Source organism: Rhizobium sp. WYCCWR 11146, assembly GCF_013591995.1.
GTDB lineage: Bacteria > Pseudomonadota > Alphaproteobacteria > Rhizobiales > Rhizobiaceae > Rhizobium > Rhizobium indicum.
In genome coordinates, this window is the sequence record NZ_JACCEY010000043.1 from 43555 (window position 1) to 59277 (window position 15723).

The 15723-nt window shown below is 60.0% G+C and carries 11 protein-coding genes; 1 reads left to right on the forward strand and 10 read right to left on the reverse strand.

From position 1 onward, the window contains the following. The 4 genes from HX899_RS35400 to rpsL all read right to left on the reverse strand — a co-directional run. A partial coding sequence (locus HX899_RS35400; protein ID WP_246697239.1) for a GTP-binding protein occupies window positions 1-357 on the reverse strand: 357 nt, incomplete at its 3' end. A gap of 68 nt (window positions 358-425) precedes the next feature. Beyond that, window positions 426-2525: an elongation factor G gene (gene fusA / locus HX899_RS33350; protein WP_017993648.1), complete on the reverse strand. Its 2100-nt coding sequence runs from the start codon at window positions 2523-2525 to the stop codon at window positions 426-428. A gap of 29 nt (window positions 2526-2554) precedes the next feature. Continuing rightward, entirely contained in the window at window positions 2555-3025 is a 471-nt protein-coding gene (gene rpsG / locus HX899_RS33355; RefSeq protein ID WP_011651422.1) for a 30S ribosomal protein S7, read from the reverse strand. A gap of 76 nt (window positions 3026-3101) precedes the next feature. After that, window positions 3102-3473, reverse strand: a complete 372-nt coding sequence (rpsL, locus tag HX899_RS33360) for a 30S ribosomal protein S12 (RefSeq protein ID WP_003547537.1) — start codon at window positions 3471-3473, stop codon at window positions 3102-3104. Window positions 3474-3970: 497 nt separating this feature from the next. On the opposite strand from rpsL, the gene HX899_RS33365 reads away from it, so the two are divergent. Then, complete coding sequence (locus tag HX899_RS33365) at window positions 3971-4264, forward strand: hypothetical protein (protein ID WP_003547528.1); 294 nt, start codon at window positions 3971-3973, stop codon at window positions 4262-4264. 136 nt (window positions 4265-4400) lie between these two features. Here HX899_RS33365 and rpoC read toward each other — a convergent pair whose 3' ends face one another. From rpoC to rplK, 6 genes are all read right to left on the reverse strand, one after another. Continuing rightward, window positions 4401-8609: a DNA-directed RNA polymerase subunit beta' gene (gene rpoC, locus HX899_RS33370; RefSeq protein WP_026158635.1), complete on the reverse strand. Its 4209-nt coding sequence runs from the start codon at window positions 8607-8609 to the stop codon at window positions 4401-4403. Window positions 8610-8799: 190 nt separating this feature from the next. Continuing rightward, window positions 8800-12939 (reverse strand): DNA-directed RNA polymerase subunit beta, encoded by a 4140-nt coding sequence (gene rpoB / locus HX899_RS33375; RefSeq protein WP_012757017.1) that lies wholly within the window; start codon window positions 12937-12939, stop codon window positions 8800-8802. Between the two features lie 263 nt (window positions 12940-13202). After that, the gene (gene rplL, locus HX899_RS33380; RefSeq protein WP_003547523.1) at window positions 13203-13580 is read right to left on the reverse strand and encodes a 50S ribosomal protein L7/L12; all 378 of its coding nucleotides are present in this window, start codon (window positions 13578-13580) and stop codon (window positions 13203-13205) included. A gap of 58 nt (window positions 13581-13638) precedes the next feature. After that, a complete protein-coding gene (gene rplJ / locus HX899_RS33385) occupies window positions 13639-14157 on the reverse strand; it encodes a 50S ribosomal protein L10 (protein ID WP_003547522.1) in 519 nt (172 codons plus the stop codon). A gap of 329 nt (window positions 14158-14486) precedes the next feature. Next, window positions 14487-15188: a 50S ribosomal protein L1 gene (gene rplA, locus HX899_RS33390; protein ID WP_012757015.1), complete on the reverse strand. Its 702-nt coding sequence runs from the start codon at window positions 15186-15188 to the stop codon at window positions 14487-14489. A gap of 4 nt (window positions 15189-15192) precedes the next feature. Further along, on the reverse strand, window positions 15193-15624 hold the full coding sequence (rplK, locus tag HX899_RS33395; RefSeq protein WP_003547518.1) for a 50S ribosomal protein L11: 432 nt from the start codon (window positions 15622-15624) through the stop codon (window positions 15193-15195). Window positions 15625-15723 lie beyond the last annotated feature (99 nt).

Sequence of the window (15723 nt, forward strand, 5' to 3'; positions counted from 1 at the left end):
ACGAGCCAGCAGGATGTGTTCGCGCGTCTGCGGCATCGGGCCATCAGCGGCCGAGCACACCAAGATCGCGCCGTCCATCTGGGCAGCACCGGTGATCATGTTCTTGACGTAGTCGGCGTGGCCGGGGCAGTCGACGTGGGCGTAGTGGCGGGCCGGCGTCTCGTATTCAACGTGAGCCGTCGAAATCGTGATGCCACGCGCCTTTTCTTCCGGAGCCGCGTCGATCTGGTCGTACGCCTTGTACTCACCGAAGTACTTCGTGATCGCTGCCGTCAGAGACGTCTTGCCGTGGTCAACGTGGCCAATCGTGCCAATGTTGACGTGCGGCTTGTTGCGCTCAAACTTACTCTTTCCCATTTTCGGGTCTCCGTTTTGCTAGTCCCCGAAGGGATCTAATTCTTGTTATCGGTCAATTGGTATTCCGGTCACTTCTGACCGGAATACTTTGCCTGGATTTCAGTTGCGACGTTCGACGGGACCGGCGAATAGTGATCGAAGGTCATCGTGTACTGGGCGCGGCCCTGGGACATGGAGCGCAGGTTGTCGACGTATTTGAACATGTTCGCGAGCGGGACGTTCGCGTTGATGACGACGGCGATACCACGGCTTTCCTGGCCCTGGATCTGACCGCGACGGGAGTTCAGGTCGCCGATAACGTCGCCGACGTAATCTTCCGGGGTGACGACTTCGACCTTCATCATCGGCTCGAGCAGCTGAGCGCCGGCCTTCCTGGCTGCTTCACGGAAGCAGGCACGCGATGCGATTTCGAAGGCAAGAACCGAGGAGTCGACGTCGTGGAAGGCGCCGTCGATGAGGGTCGCCTTGACGCCGAGCATCGGGAAGCCTGCGAGCGGACCCGAAGACAGAACGCTTTCGATGCCCTTCTGGACGCCGGGGATATATTCCTTCGGAACGGAACCGCCGACGATCTTCGATTCGAACTTGAATTCGTCGCCGTCCGGGTTCGGTTCGAAGACGATCTTGACGCGCGCGAACTGGCCGGTACCACCGGACTGCTTCTTGTGCGTGTAGTCTTCTTCATGCGTCCGGGTGATGGTTTCGCGGTAGGCAACCTGCGGCGCGCCGACAGTTGCTTCGACCTTGAATTCACGACGCATGCGGTCGACGATGATGTCGAGATGCAGTTCGCCCATGCCGGCGATGATGGTCTGGCCTGATTCCTGGTCGGTCTTGACGCGGAAGGACGGATCTTCAGCAGCCAGGCGGTTGAGCGCGAGGCCCATCTTTTCCTGGTCGCCCTTGGTCTTCGGCTCGATGGCGATCTGGATGACCGGCTCCGGGAATTCCATGCGCTCGAGGATAACCGGCTTCAGCGGATCGCAGAGCGTGTCGCCCGTCGTGGTTTCCTTGAGGCCAGCGAGAGCAACGATGTCGCCTGCGAAGGCTTCTTCGATGTCTTCACGCGAGTTGGAGTGCATCTGCAGCATACGGCCGACGCGCTCGCGCTTGTCCTTGACCGTGTTGATGACCGACGTGCCCTTCTCGAGCTTGCCGGAGTAGATGCGGGCGAAGGTCAGCGAACCGACGAAGGGGTCGTTCATGATCTTGAAGGCGAGCATGGAAAGCGGCTCGCTGTCATCGGCATGACGCTCGATTTCGGCTTCCGTCTTGAAATCGATGCCCTTGATCGCCGGGATGTCCATCGGCGACGGCAGGTAGTCGACGACGGCGTCGAGCAGCGGCTGCACGCCCTTGTTCTTGAAGGCGGTGCCGCAGAACATCGGATGGAACTTGACGTCGATCGTGCCGCGGCGAACCAGCGCACGGATCTGATCGTTGTCGGGCAGAATGCCTTCGAGGTAAGCTTCGGTGGCGGCTTCGTCGATGTCGACGACCGTCTCGATCAGCTTTTCGCGATATTCTTCAGCCTTGGCCTTCATGTCCTCGGGGATCTCGACGACATCCCACTGGGCGCCGAGCGACTCGTCGCGCCAGATGAGTGCGTTCATCTCGACCAGGTCGATGACGCCCTTGAATTCGGTTTCTGCACCGATCGGCAGCTGCATGACGACAGCCGTTGCACCGAGACGGGTCTTGATCATCTCGACGGAGCGGTAGAAGTCCGCACCGGTCTTGTCCATCTTGTTGCAGAAGATCATCCGCGGGACATTGTACTTTTCAGCCTGACGCCAGACGGTTTCCGTCTGCGGCTCAACACCGGCGTTAGCGTCGAGCAGCGCGATGGCCCCGTCGAGAACGCGCAGCGAACGCTCGACTTCAATGGTGAAGTCGACGTGGCCGGGAGTGTCGATGATGTTGAAGCGGCGCGTTTTGCCGTCACGGCCCTTCCAGTAGGTCGTGGTGGCAGCAGAGGTGATCGTGATGCCACGCTCCTGCTCCTGCTCCATCCAGTCCATGGTGGCTGCGCCGTCGTGGACTTCGCCGATCTTGTGCGACTTGCCGGTGTAATAAAGAATACGCTCGGTGGTCGTGGTCTTGCCGGCGTCGATATGCGCCATGATACCGAAATTACGGTAGTCTTCGATCTTATATTCGCGAGCCATTGTGGACTGCCTTTCGATACCGTTCGGAATTACCAGCGATAGTGCGAGAACGCGCGGTTGGCGTCAGCCATCTTGTGCGTGTCTTCGCGCTTCTTGACGGCGGAGCCGCGGTTGTTGGACGCATCGAGCAGTTCGCCGGAAAGGCGGTCAACCATAGTCGTTTCATTGCGCTTGCGGGCAGCAGCGATCAGCCAGCGAATAGCAAGAGCCTGGCGGCGCTCCGGACGAACATCGACGGGGACCTGATAGGTCGCACCACCGACACGACGCGAGCGAACTTCAACGTGCGGGGCAATGTTCTCAAGCGCAGAATGGAAAACCGTGAGCGGCTCCTGCTTGGCCTTGCCCTGGACAACGTCGAACGCACCGTAGACGATGTTTTCAGCAACGGACTTCTTGCCGTCGAGCATAATGGCATTCATGAACTTGGTGACGACGAGATCGCCGAACTTCGGGTCCGGATTGATCTCGCGCTTTTCTGCTTTATGACGTCTGGACATATTTTGTCTCTTCAACCGTTAAGGCGCTTCATGACGCGGAGGACCTCGCGCAGCGCCGGATTATTCAAAAACCGAATTACTTCGGACGCTTCGCGCCGTACTTGGAGCGGCGCTGCTTGCGGTTCTTGACACCCTGGGTATCGAGAACGCCGCGGATGATGTGATAACGGACACCCGGAAGGTCCTTGACGCGGCCGCCACGGATCATGACGACGGAGTGTTCCTGAAGGTTGTGACCTTCGCCGGGGATGTAACCAATGACTTCGAAGCCGTTGGTCAGGCGGATCTTTGCGACCTTACGCAGAGCCGAGTTCGGCTTCTTCGGCGTCGTCGTGTAGACGCGCGTGCAAACGCCGCGCTTCTGCGGGTTCTCCTGGAGTGCGGGAACCTTGTTACGCTTTACGTTCGCCTGGCGAGGCTTGCGGATCAGCTGGTTTACGGTAGGCATTCAACCATCCCTTACGTTTTATCTCAGTACCCTTGCGGGCTTGAACTCGCGCCGTCTCCGGCAGTGACGCGCGCTTTCCGTCAATGCGCAAAATATGGCCCGATCCGCTTCCGCAGATGGACCACAAGGAGCAGAGGACGCATAGAATATGCGTCGTGCGTGCAGCATCATGACTTCAACGTGCGTTTAGAACCTTGTTTGAGGTGAACTTCAGGGCGAGTCGCCCCGAACAGCCAAGCCTCACATGGGATCTGATGGCCGGGGTACTACTGGTTTCCACCCGTCTCGTCAAGGCCGGTTAAGAAATAAACTCGCCGTATCGCCTTGATATGCCGGCCGAACGCCCTGTTTCATCCTTCTAGACGAATTCACGGCTGTGCCCCAAGATAAAAACTTGGGCATTGCAGCAAAAGCAGTTAAGGAATCAGCAATTGCGGCGTTCGGCCCTCCCAGCAGGATTCGAGCGAACGAATCGTCAAAGAGCCGAAGGACAGGCGATGATCACGACACCTGATAACGACAATAATTTCGACGGCCCGATGATCTTCATCATCATCGGCAAGGGCTACGAGTCCGACGCCAGCGAAGGCATCGACCTGCACATCATGCTGAAGGCGCCTGACGACGACACTGCCGTACGCGAGGCCTTGAACGCCCTTGCCGAGGAAGGCTTCATCGAAGCAGATCTCGACCAGATCGGCATGCTGACCGAGGTCCCGGCCGAAGAGCCGCACGCATCTGCCTACCAGGGCGCCGTCGAAGGCGAAGTCGCGATCATTCGGTTCAACTGAAGGGAGCCGCTGGTCACGCTGCCAAGGCAGCATAAGCGGAAGCAGCCCCTCCCCGCCAAATAATCAGAGCAGATAAAACAAAAACCGCCCGGATCGCTCCGGGCGGTTTTTCAATTTCATAGACTTCAGCTGCGGGTTATTCCGCAGCCGGAGCCTTTTCGGCCATGTCCTGCAGCATCGGCGTGGCAACGGCAGCACCCGTGCCCTTGCGGCGCTCTTCGAGGATCATCTCGTCGCGCGACGTGGCGATGCGGCGGATCTGGGTCATGGTGCCGCCGGTACCGGCCGGGATGAGGCGGCCGACGATGACGTTTTCTTTCAGACCCTGCAGGCCGTCGGTCTTGCCGGCGATCGCAGCTTCCGTCAGCACCTTGGTCGTTTCCTGGAAGGACGCGGCCGAGATGAAGGACGGGGTCTGCAGCGATGCCTTGGTGATGCCGAGAAGAACCGGATCGCCGTAGGCTGGCTTCTTGCCCTGCTCGATCAGGTGATCGTTGACGTCTTCGAGCTCTATCCGGTCGACATTGTCGCCGACGATATAGGTCGAGTCGCCTGCATCGGTGATTTCCACCTTCTGCAGCATCTGACGGACAATCACCTCGATGTGCTTGTCGTTGATGACGACGCCCTGCAGGCGGTAGACTTCCTGGATCTCGTTGACGAGGTAGGAGGCCAGAGCCTCCACGCCCTTGATCGCCAGGATGTCGTGCGGAGCCGGGTTACCGTCGAGGATGTAGTCACCCTTTTCGATATAGTCGCCTTCCTGAAGGTGGAAGGGCTTGCCCTTCGGGATCAGGTATTCGACAGGCTCGACACCGTCTTCCGCCGGCTCGATGATGACGCGACGCTTGTTCTTGTAGTCGCGGCCGAGACGGATCGTACCATCGATCTCTGCGATGATGGCGTGGTCCTTCGGACGGCGGGCTTCGAACAGCTCGGCAACACGCGGCAGACCGCCGGTGATATCCTTGGTCTTGGCGCTTTCGAGCGGCGAACGAGCGAGAACGTCACCCTGGGAGACCTTCGTGCCCGGCTCGACCGACAGGATCGCATCGACCGAGAGGAAGAAGCGGGCGTCACCACCGCGAGACAGCTTCGCGATATTGCCGCTGGCATCCTTGATGACGATCGCCGGCTTGAGGTCCGAGCCGCGCGGGGTCGAACGCCAGTCGATAACCTGACGCTTGGTGATGCCGGTCGATTCGTCGGTCGCTTCCAGAACGGAGAGACCGTCGACCAGATCTTCAAACTGAACGGTACCGGCCACTTCCGTCATCATCGGACGGGTGTAGGGGTCCCACTCTGCCAGGCGCTGGCCGCGCTTGACCTTGTCGCCTTCGTCGACATGCAGCTTCGAACCGTAGGCCACACGCTGCGACGACCGCTCGACACCACGTTCGTCCAGGATCTGGACGGTCATGTTGCGGCCCATGGCAACGAGGTTGCCATCGGAGTTGCGCAGGATGTTGCGATTCTTGATCTGCACCGTACCTTCGTACGAAGCTTCGAGGAACGACTGGTCGACCACGGTTGCCGTACCGCCAAGGTGGAAGGTACGCATGGTGAGCTGGGTGCCCGGCTCGCCGATCGACTGAGCAGCGATGACGCCGACGGCTTCGCCCATATTGACCGGCGTACCGCGCGCGAGGTCGCGGCCGTAGCAGACCGAGCAGACGCCCGTCTGGATTTCGCAGGTCAGTGCCGAGCGGATGCGGATCGACTGGATGCCGGCCTTCTCGATTTCGACGACGTCGGGCTCAAGGATCATCCTGCCGGCATCGACGATACGCTCACCCGTGACCGGATGGTCGATGTCGTCGAGCGCCGTGCGGCCGAGGATACGGGCGCCGATCGAGGCAACCACCTGGCCGGCATCGACGATGGCGGTCATGGTGAGGCCCGTCTGCGTTCCGCAATCGACGTGCGTGACGATGCAATCCTGCGCGACGTCGACGAGACGGCGGGTCAGGTAGCCGGAGTTGGCGGTCTTCAGGGCGGTGTCTGCCAGACCCTTACGGGCGCCGTGCGTCGAGTTGAAGTACTCGTTGACGGTCAGGCCTTCCTTGAAGTTCGAGATGATCGGGGTCTCGATGATTTCGCCCGACGGCTTGGCCATGAGGCCACGCATGCCGCCCAGCTGGCGCATCTGGTTCGGAGAACCGCGGGCACCGGAGTGGCTCATCATGTAGATCGAGTTCATCGGCTTCTGGCGACCGGTCTTCTCGTCGAATTCGACCGCCTTAATGCGGGCCATCATCTCTTCGGCGACCTTTTCGGTCGCCTTGCCCCAGGCGTCGACAACTTTGTTGTACTTCTCGCCCTGGGTGATGAGGCCGTCATTATACTGCTGCTCGTATTCCTTCACCAGGTTTTCGGTGTCGGCAACGATCTTGGCCTTGGCATCCGGAATGACCATGTCGTCCTTGCCGAACGAAATGCCGGCGCGGCAGGCGTGGGCGAAGCCGAGCTGCATGATGCGGTCGCAGAAAATGACCGTGTCCTTCTGGCCGCAATGGCGATAGACCGTGTCGATCATCTTCGAGATGTTCTTCTTGGTCATTTCCTGGTTGCAGATATCGAAGGGCACCTTGCCGTTCTTCGGCAGCAGTTCGCCGATGAGCAGACGGCCAGGCGTCGTCTCATAGATCTTCGAGTAAGGCTTGCCATCCTCGTCGACCGACTTGAAGCGGCCGCGGATCTTGGTGTGCAGCGTCACGACCTTGCTTTCGAGGGCGTGATGCAGCTCGCCGAGATCGGAGAAGGCCATGCCTTCGCCCGGCTCGTTCTGGTTGAGGATCGACAGATAGTAGAGGCCGAGAACCATGTCCTGCGAGGGAACGATGATCGGCGCGCCGTTGGCCGGATGCAAGATGTTATTGGTCGACATCATCAGCACGCGGGCTTCGAGCTGGGCTTCGAGCGACAGCGGCACGTGAACGGCCATCTGGTCGCCATCGAAGTCGGCGTTGAAGGCCGTGCAGACGAGCGGATGCAGCTGGATCGCCTTGCCTTCGACCAGGATAGGTTCGAAGGCCTGGATGCCCAGGCGGTGCAACGTCGGTGCGCGGTTCAAGAGAACCGGATGCTCGCGGATAACCTCGTCGAGGATATCCCAGACTTCCGGCTTTTCCTTCTCGACCAGCTTCTTGGCCTGCTTGACCGTCGAGGAGTAACCCTTGGCGTCGAGGCGGGCATAGATGAACGGCTTGAAGAGCTCGAGCGCCATCTTCTTCGGCAGGCCGCACTGGTGCAGCTTCAGTTCCGGACCGGTGACGATGACCGAACGGCCGGAATAGTCGACGCGCTTGCCGAGCAGGTTCTGGCGGAAGCGGCCCTGCTTGCCCTTCAGCATGTCGGAGAGCGACTTCAGCGGACGCTTGTTGGCGCCGGTGATGACACGGCCGCGACGGCCGTTGTCGAACAGCGCGTCAACGGATTCCTGCAGCATGCGCTTTTCGTTGCGGATGATGATGCCAGGCGCACGAAGCTCGATCAGGCGCTTCAGACGGTTGTTACGGTTGATGACGCGGCGGTAGAGATCGTTCAGATCCGACGTCGCGAAACGGCCGCCGTCGAGCGGAACCAGCGGACGCAGATCCGGCGGGATGACCGGAACGACCTTCATGATCATCCATTCCGGACGGTTGCCCGACTCCATGAAGTTCTCGACGATCTTCAAGCGCTTCATCAGCTTCTTCTGCTTGAGATCCGACGTGGTGTCGGCAAGCTCGGCACGCAGGTCGCCAGCGATCTTTTCGAGGTTCATCGAGGCCAGCATCTCGTAGATCGCCTCGGCGCCGATCATCGCGGTGAACTGGTCTTCGCCGTATTCGTCGACAGCGAGCATGTACTCTTCTTCCGAGAGGAGCTGGTGCTCCTTCAGGGCGGTCAGGCCCGGCTCGGTGACGATGTAGTTTTCGAAGTAGAGGACGCGCTCGACATCCTTCAGCGTCATGTCGAGCAGCGTCGAAATGCGTGATGGCAGCGACTTCAGGAACCAGATGTGGGCAACGGGAGCGGCGAGCTCGATATGGCCCATGCGCTCACGGCGAACGCGCGACAGCGTGACTTCGACGCCGCACTTTTCGCAGATGATGCCCTTGTACTTCATGCGCTTGTACTTGCCGCACAGGCATTCGTAGTCCTTGATCGGCCCGAAGATGCGCGCGCAGAACAGACCGTCGCGTTCCGGCTTGAACGTACGGTAGTTGATGGTTTCCGGCTTCTTGATCTCACCGTAAGACCAGGAGAGGATCTTCTCCGGAGACGCGATCGAAATCCGAATGGAATCGAAATTCTGTGCAGGCACCTGCGGATTGAAAAGATTCATGACCTCTTGGTTCATGCCTGTCTCCTTCATGGGCTAAAGCGCCCTCAAAATGCGATGGTCGGCGGCAAATTCCCGGGAGCCGCCTCCCTCGCTTAAACGAGAATAACCGCTGGATGCGGCGAAACTTCCCTTCCGGGCCGACACGGATACGGCGCCCGGTGGGACCGGCGTGCGCCGCGTTGGCAGCGCACGCCCTATCAAGTGCTTACTCGGCCGCGTCGGGCAGCTGAGCTGCCTGCGCCTCGTCAAGCTTGGTGTTCTCGAGCTCGACGCTGAGGCCCAGCGAGCGCATTTCCTTGACGAGAACGTTGAAGCTTTCCGGAATACCGGCTTCGAACGTGTCGTCTCCGCGGACGATGGCTTCGTAGACCTTGGTGCGGCCGGCGACGTCGTCCGACTTCACCGTCAGCATTTCCTGCAGCGTGTAGGCCGCGCCGTATGCTTCGAGCGCCCAGACTTCCATTTCGCCGAAGCGCTGGCCGCCGAACTGCGCCTTGCCGCCCAGCGGCTGCTGGGTCACGAGCGAGTAAGGACCGATCGAACGAGCGTGGATCTTGTCGTCGACCAAGTGGTTGAGCTTCAGCATGTAGATGTAGCCCACGGTCACCTGACGGTCGAACTGCTCACCGGTACGGCCATCATAGAGCGTCGACTGACCGCTATCCTTGAGACCTGCCAGACGCAGCATGTCGTTGACGTCGGCTTCGTTCGCGCCGTCGAAAACAGGCGTCGCAATCGAAACGCCGCGCTTCCACTGGTCGGCGAGACGCAGAACCGAGTCGTCGTCGAACTCATGAACCTGCTCGGCCTTCGGGCCGTCTCCGACGACATCGCCGATGGTCTTGCGCAGCGGCTCAATGTTGCCATTGGCCTTGTATGCGTCGATCAGTTCGCCGATCTGGCGACCCATGCCGGCGCAAGCCCAACCCAGATGCGTTTCCAGGATCTGGCCGACGTTCATGCGCGAAGGCACGCCGAGCGGGTTCAGAACGACGTCGACGTGCGTACCGTCTTCGAGGAAAGGCATGTCCTCCACCGGCACAATGCGCGAAACGACGCCCTTGTTCCCGTGACGGCCGGCCATCTTGTCGCCCGGCTGGATCTTGCGCTTTACGGCGACGAAGACCTTGACCATCTTCATGACGCCAGGAGGCATTTCATCGCCGCGCTGGACCTTTTCGACCTTGTCCATGAAGCGCTGTTCAAGGCGCGACTTGGATTCGTCGTACTGACCGCGGAGCGCTTCGAGTTCGCTCTGGACCTTTTCGTCTTCGACCGCAAACATCCACCACTGCGAGCGGGGATATTCGGAGACGACGGCGTTCGAAAGCTCGGCTCCCTTCTTGAAGCCCTTCGGGCCGGCGATGGAGGCCTGGCCACGCAGCATCTCGATCAGACGGCCGTAGACGTTACGGTCGAGGATCGCCTGCTCGTCGTCGCGGTCCTTTGCCAGACGCTCGATTTCTTCGCGCTCGATCGCCATCGCGCGCTCGTCCTTTTCAACGCCGTGGCGGTTGAAGACGCGGACTTCGACGATGGTGCCGTAGGTGCCGGGCGGCATGCGCATGGAGGTGTCGCGCACGTCGGAGGCCTTTTCGCCGAAGATGGCGCGCAGAAGCTTTTCTTCCGGCGTCATCGGGCTTTCGCCCTTCGGGGTGATCTTGCCGACGAGGATATCGCCCGGCTGAACTTCGGCGCCGATATAGACGATACCGGCTTCGTCGAGGTTCTTCAGCGCTTCTTCCGAAACGTTCGGAATATCGCGGGTGATTTCCTCAGGACCAAGCTTGGTGTCGCGCGCCATCACTTCGAATTCTTCGATGTGGATGGAGGTGAACACGTCGTCGGCAACGATACGCTCGGAGAGCAGGATCGAGTCTTCGTAGTTGTAGCCGTTCCAGGGCATGAACGCGACGAGCGCGTTGCGGCCGAGTGCCAGGTCGCCGAGATCGGTCGACGGGCCGTCGGCGAGGATGTCGCCGCGGTTGACCTCGTCACCGACGGTGACCAGCGGGCGCTGGTTGACGCAGGTGTTCTGGTTCGAACGCTGGAACTTCTGCAGGCGGTAGATATCGACGCCGGACTTGCCGGCTTCGAGGTCTTCCGTGGCGCGGATAACGATACGCGTCGCGTCGACCTGGTCGACCACGCCGCCGCGGCGGGCGCCGATGGCAGCGCCAGAGTCACGGGCGACGACCGGCTCCATGCCGGTACCGACGAACGGAGCTTCGGCACGCAGCAGCGGCACTGCCTGACGCTGCATGTTCGAGCCCATGAGCGCGCGGTTGGCGTCGTCGTTTTCCAGGAACGGGATAAGCGCGGCTGCGACCGAAACGACCTGCTTCGGCGAGACGTCCATCAGGTTCATGCTATCGCGCGGGGCGAGCATGACTTCGCCGGCATGACGGCAGACGACGAATTCGTCGACAAAGGAACCGTCAGCGTTCATCTCGGCGTTGGCCTGGGCGACGTAGTACTTCGCCTCTTCCATGGCGGAGAGGTAGAGCACGTCGCTCGTCACCTTGCCGTCGACGATGCGGCGGTACGGGCTTTCGATGAAGCCGTACTTGTTGACGCGGGCAAAGGTAGCAAGCGAGTTGATGAGACCGATGTTCGGGCCTTCCGGCGTTTCGATCGGGCAGATGCGGCCATAGTGGGTCGGATGCACGTCGCGGACTTCGAAGCCGGCGCGCTCACGGGTCAGACCGCCCGGGCCAAGAGCCGAAAGACGGCGCTTGTGGGTGATTTCCGAGAGCGGGTTGACCTGGTCCATGAACTGCGAAAGCTGCGAGGAACCGAAGAATTCACGCACGGCAGCAGCTGCCGGCTTGGCATTGATCAGATCCTGCGGCATGACCGTGTCGATCTCGATCGAGGACATGCGTTCCTTGATCGCGCGCTCCATGCGAAGCAGGCCGAGACGGTACTGGTTTTCCATCAGCTCGCCGACCGAACGGACGCGGCGGTTGCCGAGGTTGTCGATGTCGTCGATCTCGCCCTTGCCGTCGCGCAGTTCGACCAGCATCCTGACCACGGCCAGGATGTCGTCCTTGCGCAGGATGCGGACGGTGTCTTCGACGGTCAGGTCGAGGCGCATGTTCATCTTGACGCGGCCAACGGCGGAGAGGTCGTAACGCTCCGCATCGAAGAACAGCGAGTTGAACATGGCTTCGGCCGATTCCATGGTCGGCGGCTCACCCGGACGCATGACGCGGTAGATGTCGAACAGAGCGTCCTGACGGTTCTCGTTCTTGTCGGCTGTCAGCGTGTTGCGGATATAGGCGCCGACATTGATGTGATCGATGCCGAGAACCGGGATCTCGTCGAAGCCGTTCGCCAGGATGATACCAAGCGTCTTCTCGTCGATTTCGTCGCCGGCCTCGAGGTAGATTTCACCCGTCGAGTAGTTGACGATATCGCCGGCAAGGTAGTTGCCATACAGATCGTCGTCGGCGGCCTTGAGGGCCTTCAGACCCTTGTCGGACAGTGTGCGCAGCAGGCGCGGGGTCAGCTTCTTGCCGGCTTCGACGACGACTTCGCCGGTATCGGCGTCGACCATCTCGGTGATCGCCTTGGCACCCTTCAGCGTTTCCGGCTTGAAGGGAATGCGCCAGCCTTCGCCGTCGCGCTTGTAGAGCGACTTCGTGTAGAAGGTGTCGAGGATTTCCTCGCCGTCCATGCCGAGCGCCATCAGCAGCGACGTGACAGGGATCTTGCGGCGGCGGTCGATACGAGCATAGACGATGTCCTTGGCGTCGAATTCGATATCGAGCCAGGAACCGCGATAGGGGATGACGCGCGCAGCAAAGAGCAGCTTGCCGGACGAATGGCTCTTGCCCTTGTCGTGGTCGAAGAAGACGCCCGGCGAACGGTGCATCTGGGAGACGATGACGCGCTCGGTGCCGTTGACGATGAACGTGCCGTTGTTGGTCATGAGCGGCATGTCGCCCATGTAAACGGACTGTTCCTTGATGTCCTTGATCGACTTCGCGCCGGTATCCTCGTCGATATCGAACACGATGAGGCGCAGCGTCACCTTCAGCGGCGCTGCATAGGTCAGGTCGCGCTGACGGCATTCGTCAACGTCAAACTTCGGCGGTTCGAACTCGTAGGACACGAATTCCAGCATGGATGCGCCGGAGAAATCGGTGATCGGGAAAACCGACTTGAAAACGGCCTGAAGACCCTCGTCGGGTCGGCCGCCCTTCGGCTCTTCAACCATCAGAAACTGGTCGTAGGACGCCTTCTGAACCTCGATGAGGTTCGGCATTTCTGCGACTTCGGGGATCTTACCAAAAAACTTGCGTACGCGCCTACGACCGTTGAACGAAAGGGTCTGAGCCATCGTCGCTCCTTCAAAATCTTGCACCCGGGCCTGCAACGGACGGGAACCGATGGCCAGTCGATCCCGTCAATCAATGAGTAGTTCAATCTCGTCCGACCCCAGAAAACGCTCAGCTCGGATTGCTGTGCTGCCCTCGGTGCGAGACCATCCTTTTGAAGAACCCATTACCCAAAAGCCGTTTCGACGCGGCTTTTGGGTAATTCGTTCAGAAAAACGGCAAATGGGAGGCAGTAGAGATACTGCCTCCCAAAAGCAGTTCAAGATTACTTGACGTCGGCCTTGGCGCCAGCGTCTTCAAGCTTCTTCTTGATGTCAGCGGCTTCAGCCTTGTTGACGCCTTCCTTGACAGCCTTCGGAGCGGCTTCAACGAGATCCTTGGCTTCCTTGAGGCCGAGACCAGTGATGGCGCGGACTTCCTTGATGACGTTGATCTTGTTGGCACCAGCTTCGACGAGGATGACGTCGAATTCGGTCTTTTCTTCTTCAACGACAGCAGCAGCAGCACCGCCGGCAGCGGCAGCAACAGCTACCGGAGCAGCAGCGGAAACGCCCCACTTTTCTTCGAGAAGCTTCGACAGTTCTGCAGCTTCCAGAACGGTCAGCGAGGAGAGGTCGTCAACGATCTTTGCGAGATCAGCCATTTTACTAGTTCCTTTTGTTCGGTTCGAACCGGTTGATTATAAACAGCGAAAAACCGCCTTACGCGGCTTCGTCCTTCTTGGCGTAGGCCGCAAACACGCGGGCAAGCTGGCTTGCCGGTGCTGCAACAACCCCAGCGATGCGGGTAGCCGGTGTCTGGATCATGCCCAGCAGCTTCGCACGCAGCTCATCGAGCGAAGGCAGGGTCGCAAGCGACTTGACTGCATCGGCGTTGAGCGTGGTTGTTCCCATGGCGCCGCCCAGAACAATGATCTTGTCATTGGTCTTGGCGAAATCCATGACGACCTTCGGAGCGGTGATCGGATCGGTGCTGTATGCAATCAGCGTCTGACCCTTGAAGAGATTGGACATCCCTTCCGCTTCCGTACCCTGAAGGGCAATCTTGGCCAGGCGGTTCTTCGCGACTTTGACGGTACCGCCAGCTGCGCGCATCTTCGAACGAAAATCGTTCATCTGCGCGACTGTGGCACCAGCATAGTGGGCCACGACAACTGAGCCCGAAGCCTTGAAGACTTCGTTCAGTTCCGTGACGAATTCGCGTTTTTCCGCTCTTTCCACTGCCTATCTCCAGTTGGCGGGACCGAAAATGGGCCCGCCGGTTGCCTTTTGCCTCCTGGGATCATGAGAGATCCCAAGCGACGCTTGAGGATCCTGTCCCCCCGCGCTCTCGCGCCAATCAAGGCTAAAGAGGCACAAGGCATCCAAGGCTCGAACCGAGTTCCTAGAAGCGAACTTCTTGCAATTCGGGTCTTACCCGTCTCATGCAGGCACAGTGATTAAGGGAAAACCACCTGCAATCTCGGACAGGATTCCGGATTTCTCCGGAATATTCCGGCCCCTTGCGAGGCCGGAAATTCAGTCGCCGGACTTAAAGCCCGGTCATAAACTTACGCAGCCGGAGCACCGGTGACCGAGCCGGGCTCAATCTTGACGCCCGGGCCCATGGTCGAGGAAATCGCCACGCGCTTGACGTAGTTGCCCTTGGCGCCAGCCGGCTTCGCCTTGATGACGGCGTCAGCAAAGGCACGGATGTTTTCTTCCAGAGCCTTGGCGTCGAACGAAGCCTTGCCGATACCGGCATGGACGATGCCGGCCTTCTCGACGCGGAACTCGACAGCGCCGCCCTTGGAAGCCTTGACAGCTCCGGCGACGTCCATGGTGACGGTGCCCACCTTCGGGTTCGGCATCATGCCGCGGGGGCCTAGAACCTTACCGAGACGGCCGACGAGCGGCATCATGTCGGGGGTGGCGATGCAGCGATCGAATTCGATCTTGCCGCCCTGGACGATTTCGACGAGCTCTTCGGCGCCGACGATATCGGCACCGGCAGCCTTGGCTTCGTCAGCCTTGGCGCCACGAGCGAAGACGGCAACGCGAACCGTACGGCCGGTGCCGTTCGGCAGGTTGACGACGCCGCGAACCATCTGGTCCGCATGGCGCGGGTCAACGCCGAGGTTCATCGAGACTTCGATGGTTTCGTCGAACTTGGCGACAGCCCGTTCCTTGACCATGCCGATGGCCAGGGTCAGAGCGTAGAGCTTGGTGGGATCAACACCTTCGTTGATCTTCTGCGTGCGCTTACCAGCCATGATCTTAACCCACCACTTCCAGGCCCATGGCGCGGGCAGAGCCCTCGATCATCGCCATTGCACCTTCGATATCCGCTGCGTTCAGATCCTTCATCTTGGCTTCTGCGATCGACTTGATCTGAGCCTTGGTGAGGGAGCCGGCCTTGGCGCCCTTGCCGGGCGTCTTGGAACCGGACGTGATCTTCGCTTCCTTCTTCAGCCAGTAGCTGACCGGCGGCTGCTTCATCGCGAAGGTGAAGGACTTGTCCTGGTAATAGGTAATGACGACCGGAATCGGCATGCCCTTTTCCATTTCCTGCGTGGCGGCATTGAACGCCTTGCAGAATTCCATGATGTTAATGCCACGCTGACCAAGCGCCGGACCAATCGGCGGGGACGGGTTTGCCGATCCTGCCTTGACCTGAAGCTTGAGCTGGCCTGCAACTTTCTTAGCCATATCTCTCTGCCTTTCATGAACGGCCGGTCGCCCGGCCCGTGATGCCGAATCTCTCCGGCGGCTGCGGTTGCGTGGTGCGGATCCTTAGGGTCCGGCTAA

Coding starts and splice junctions, on each gene's coding strand:
- fusA (WP_017993648.1), bottom strand. CDS start 2,525: ATGGCTCGCGAATATAAGATCGAAGACTACCGTAATTTCGGTATCATG.
- rpsG (WP_011651422.1), bottom strand. CDS start 3,025: ATGTCCAGACGTCATAAAGCAGAAAAGCGCGAGATCAATCCGGACCCG.
- rpsL (WP_003547537.1), bottom strand. CDS start 3,473: ATGCCTACCGTAAACCAGCTGATCCGCAAGCCTCGCCAGGCGAACGTA.
- HX899_RS33365 (WP_003547528.1), top strand. CDS start 3,971: ATGATCACGACACCTGATAACGACAATAATTTCGACGGCCCGATGATC.
- rpoC (WP_026158635.1), bottom strand. CDS start 8,609: ATGAACCAAGAGGTCATGAATCTTTTCAATCCGCAGGTGCCTGCACAG.
- rpoB (WP_012757017.1), bottom strand. CDS start 12,939: ATGGCTCAGACCCTTTCGTTCAACGGTCGTAGGCGCGTACGCAAGTTT.
- rplL (WP_003547523.1), bottom strand. CDS start 13,580: ATGGCTGATCTCGCAAAGATCGTTGACGACCTCTCCTCGCTGACCGTT.
- rplA (WP_012757015.1), bottom strand. CDS start 15,188: ATGGCTGGTAAGCGCACGCAGAAGATCAACGAAGGTGTTGATCCCACC.
- rplK (WP_003547518.1), bottom strand. CDS start 15,624: ATGGCTAAGAAAGTTGCAGGCCAGCTCAAGCTTCAGGTCAAGGCAGGA.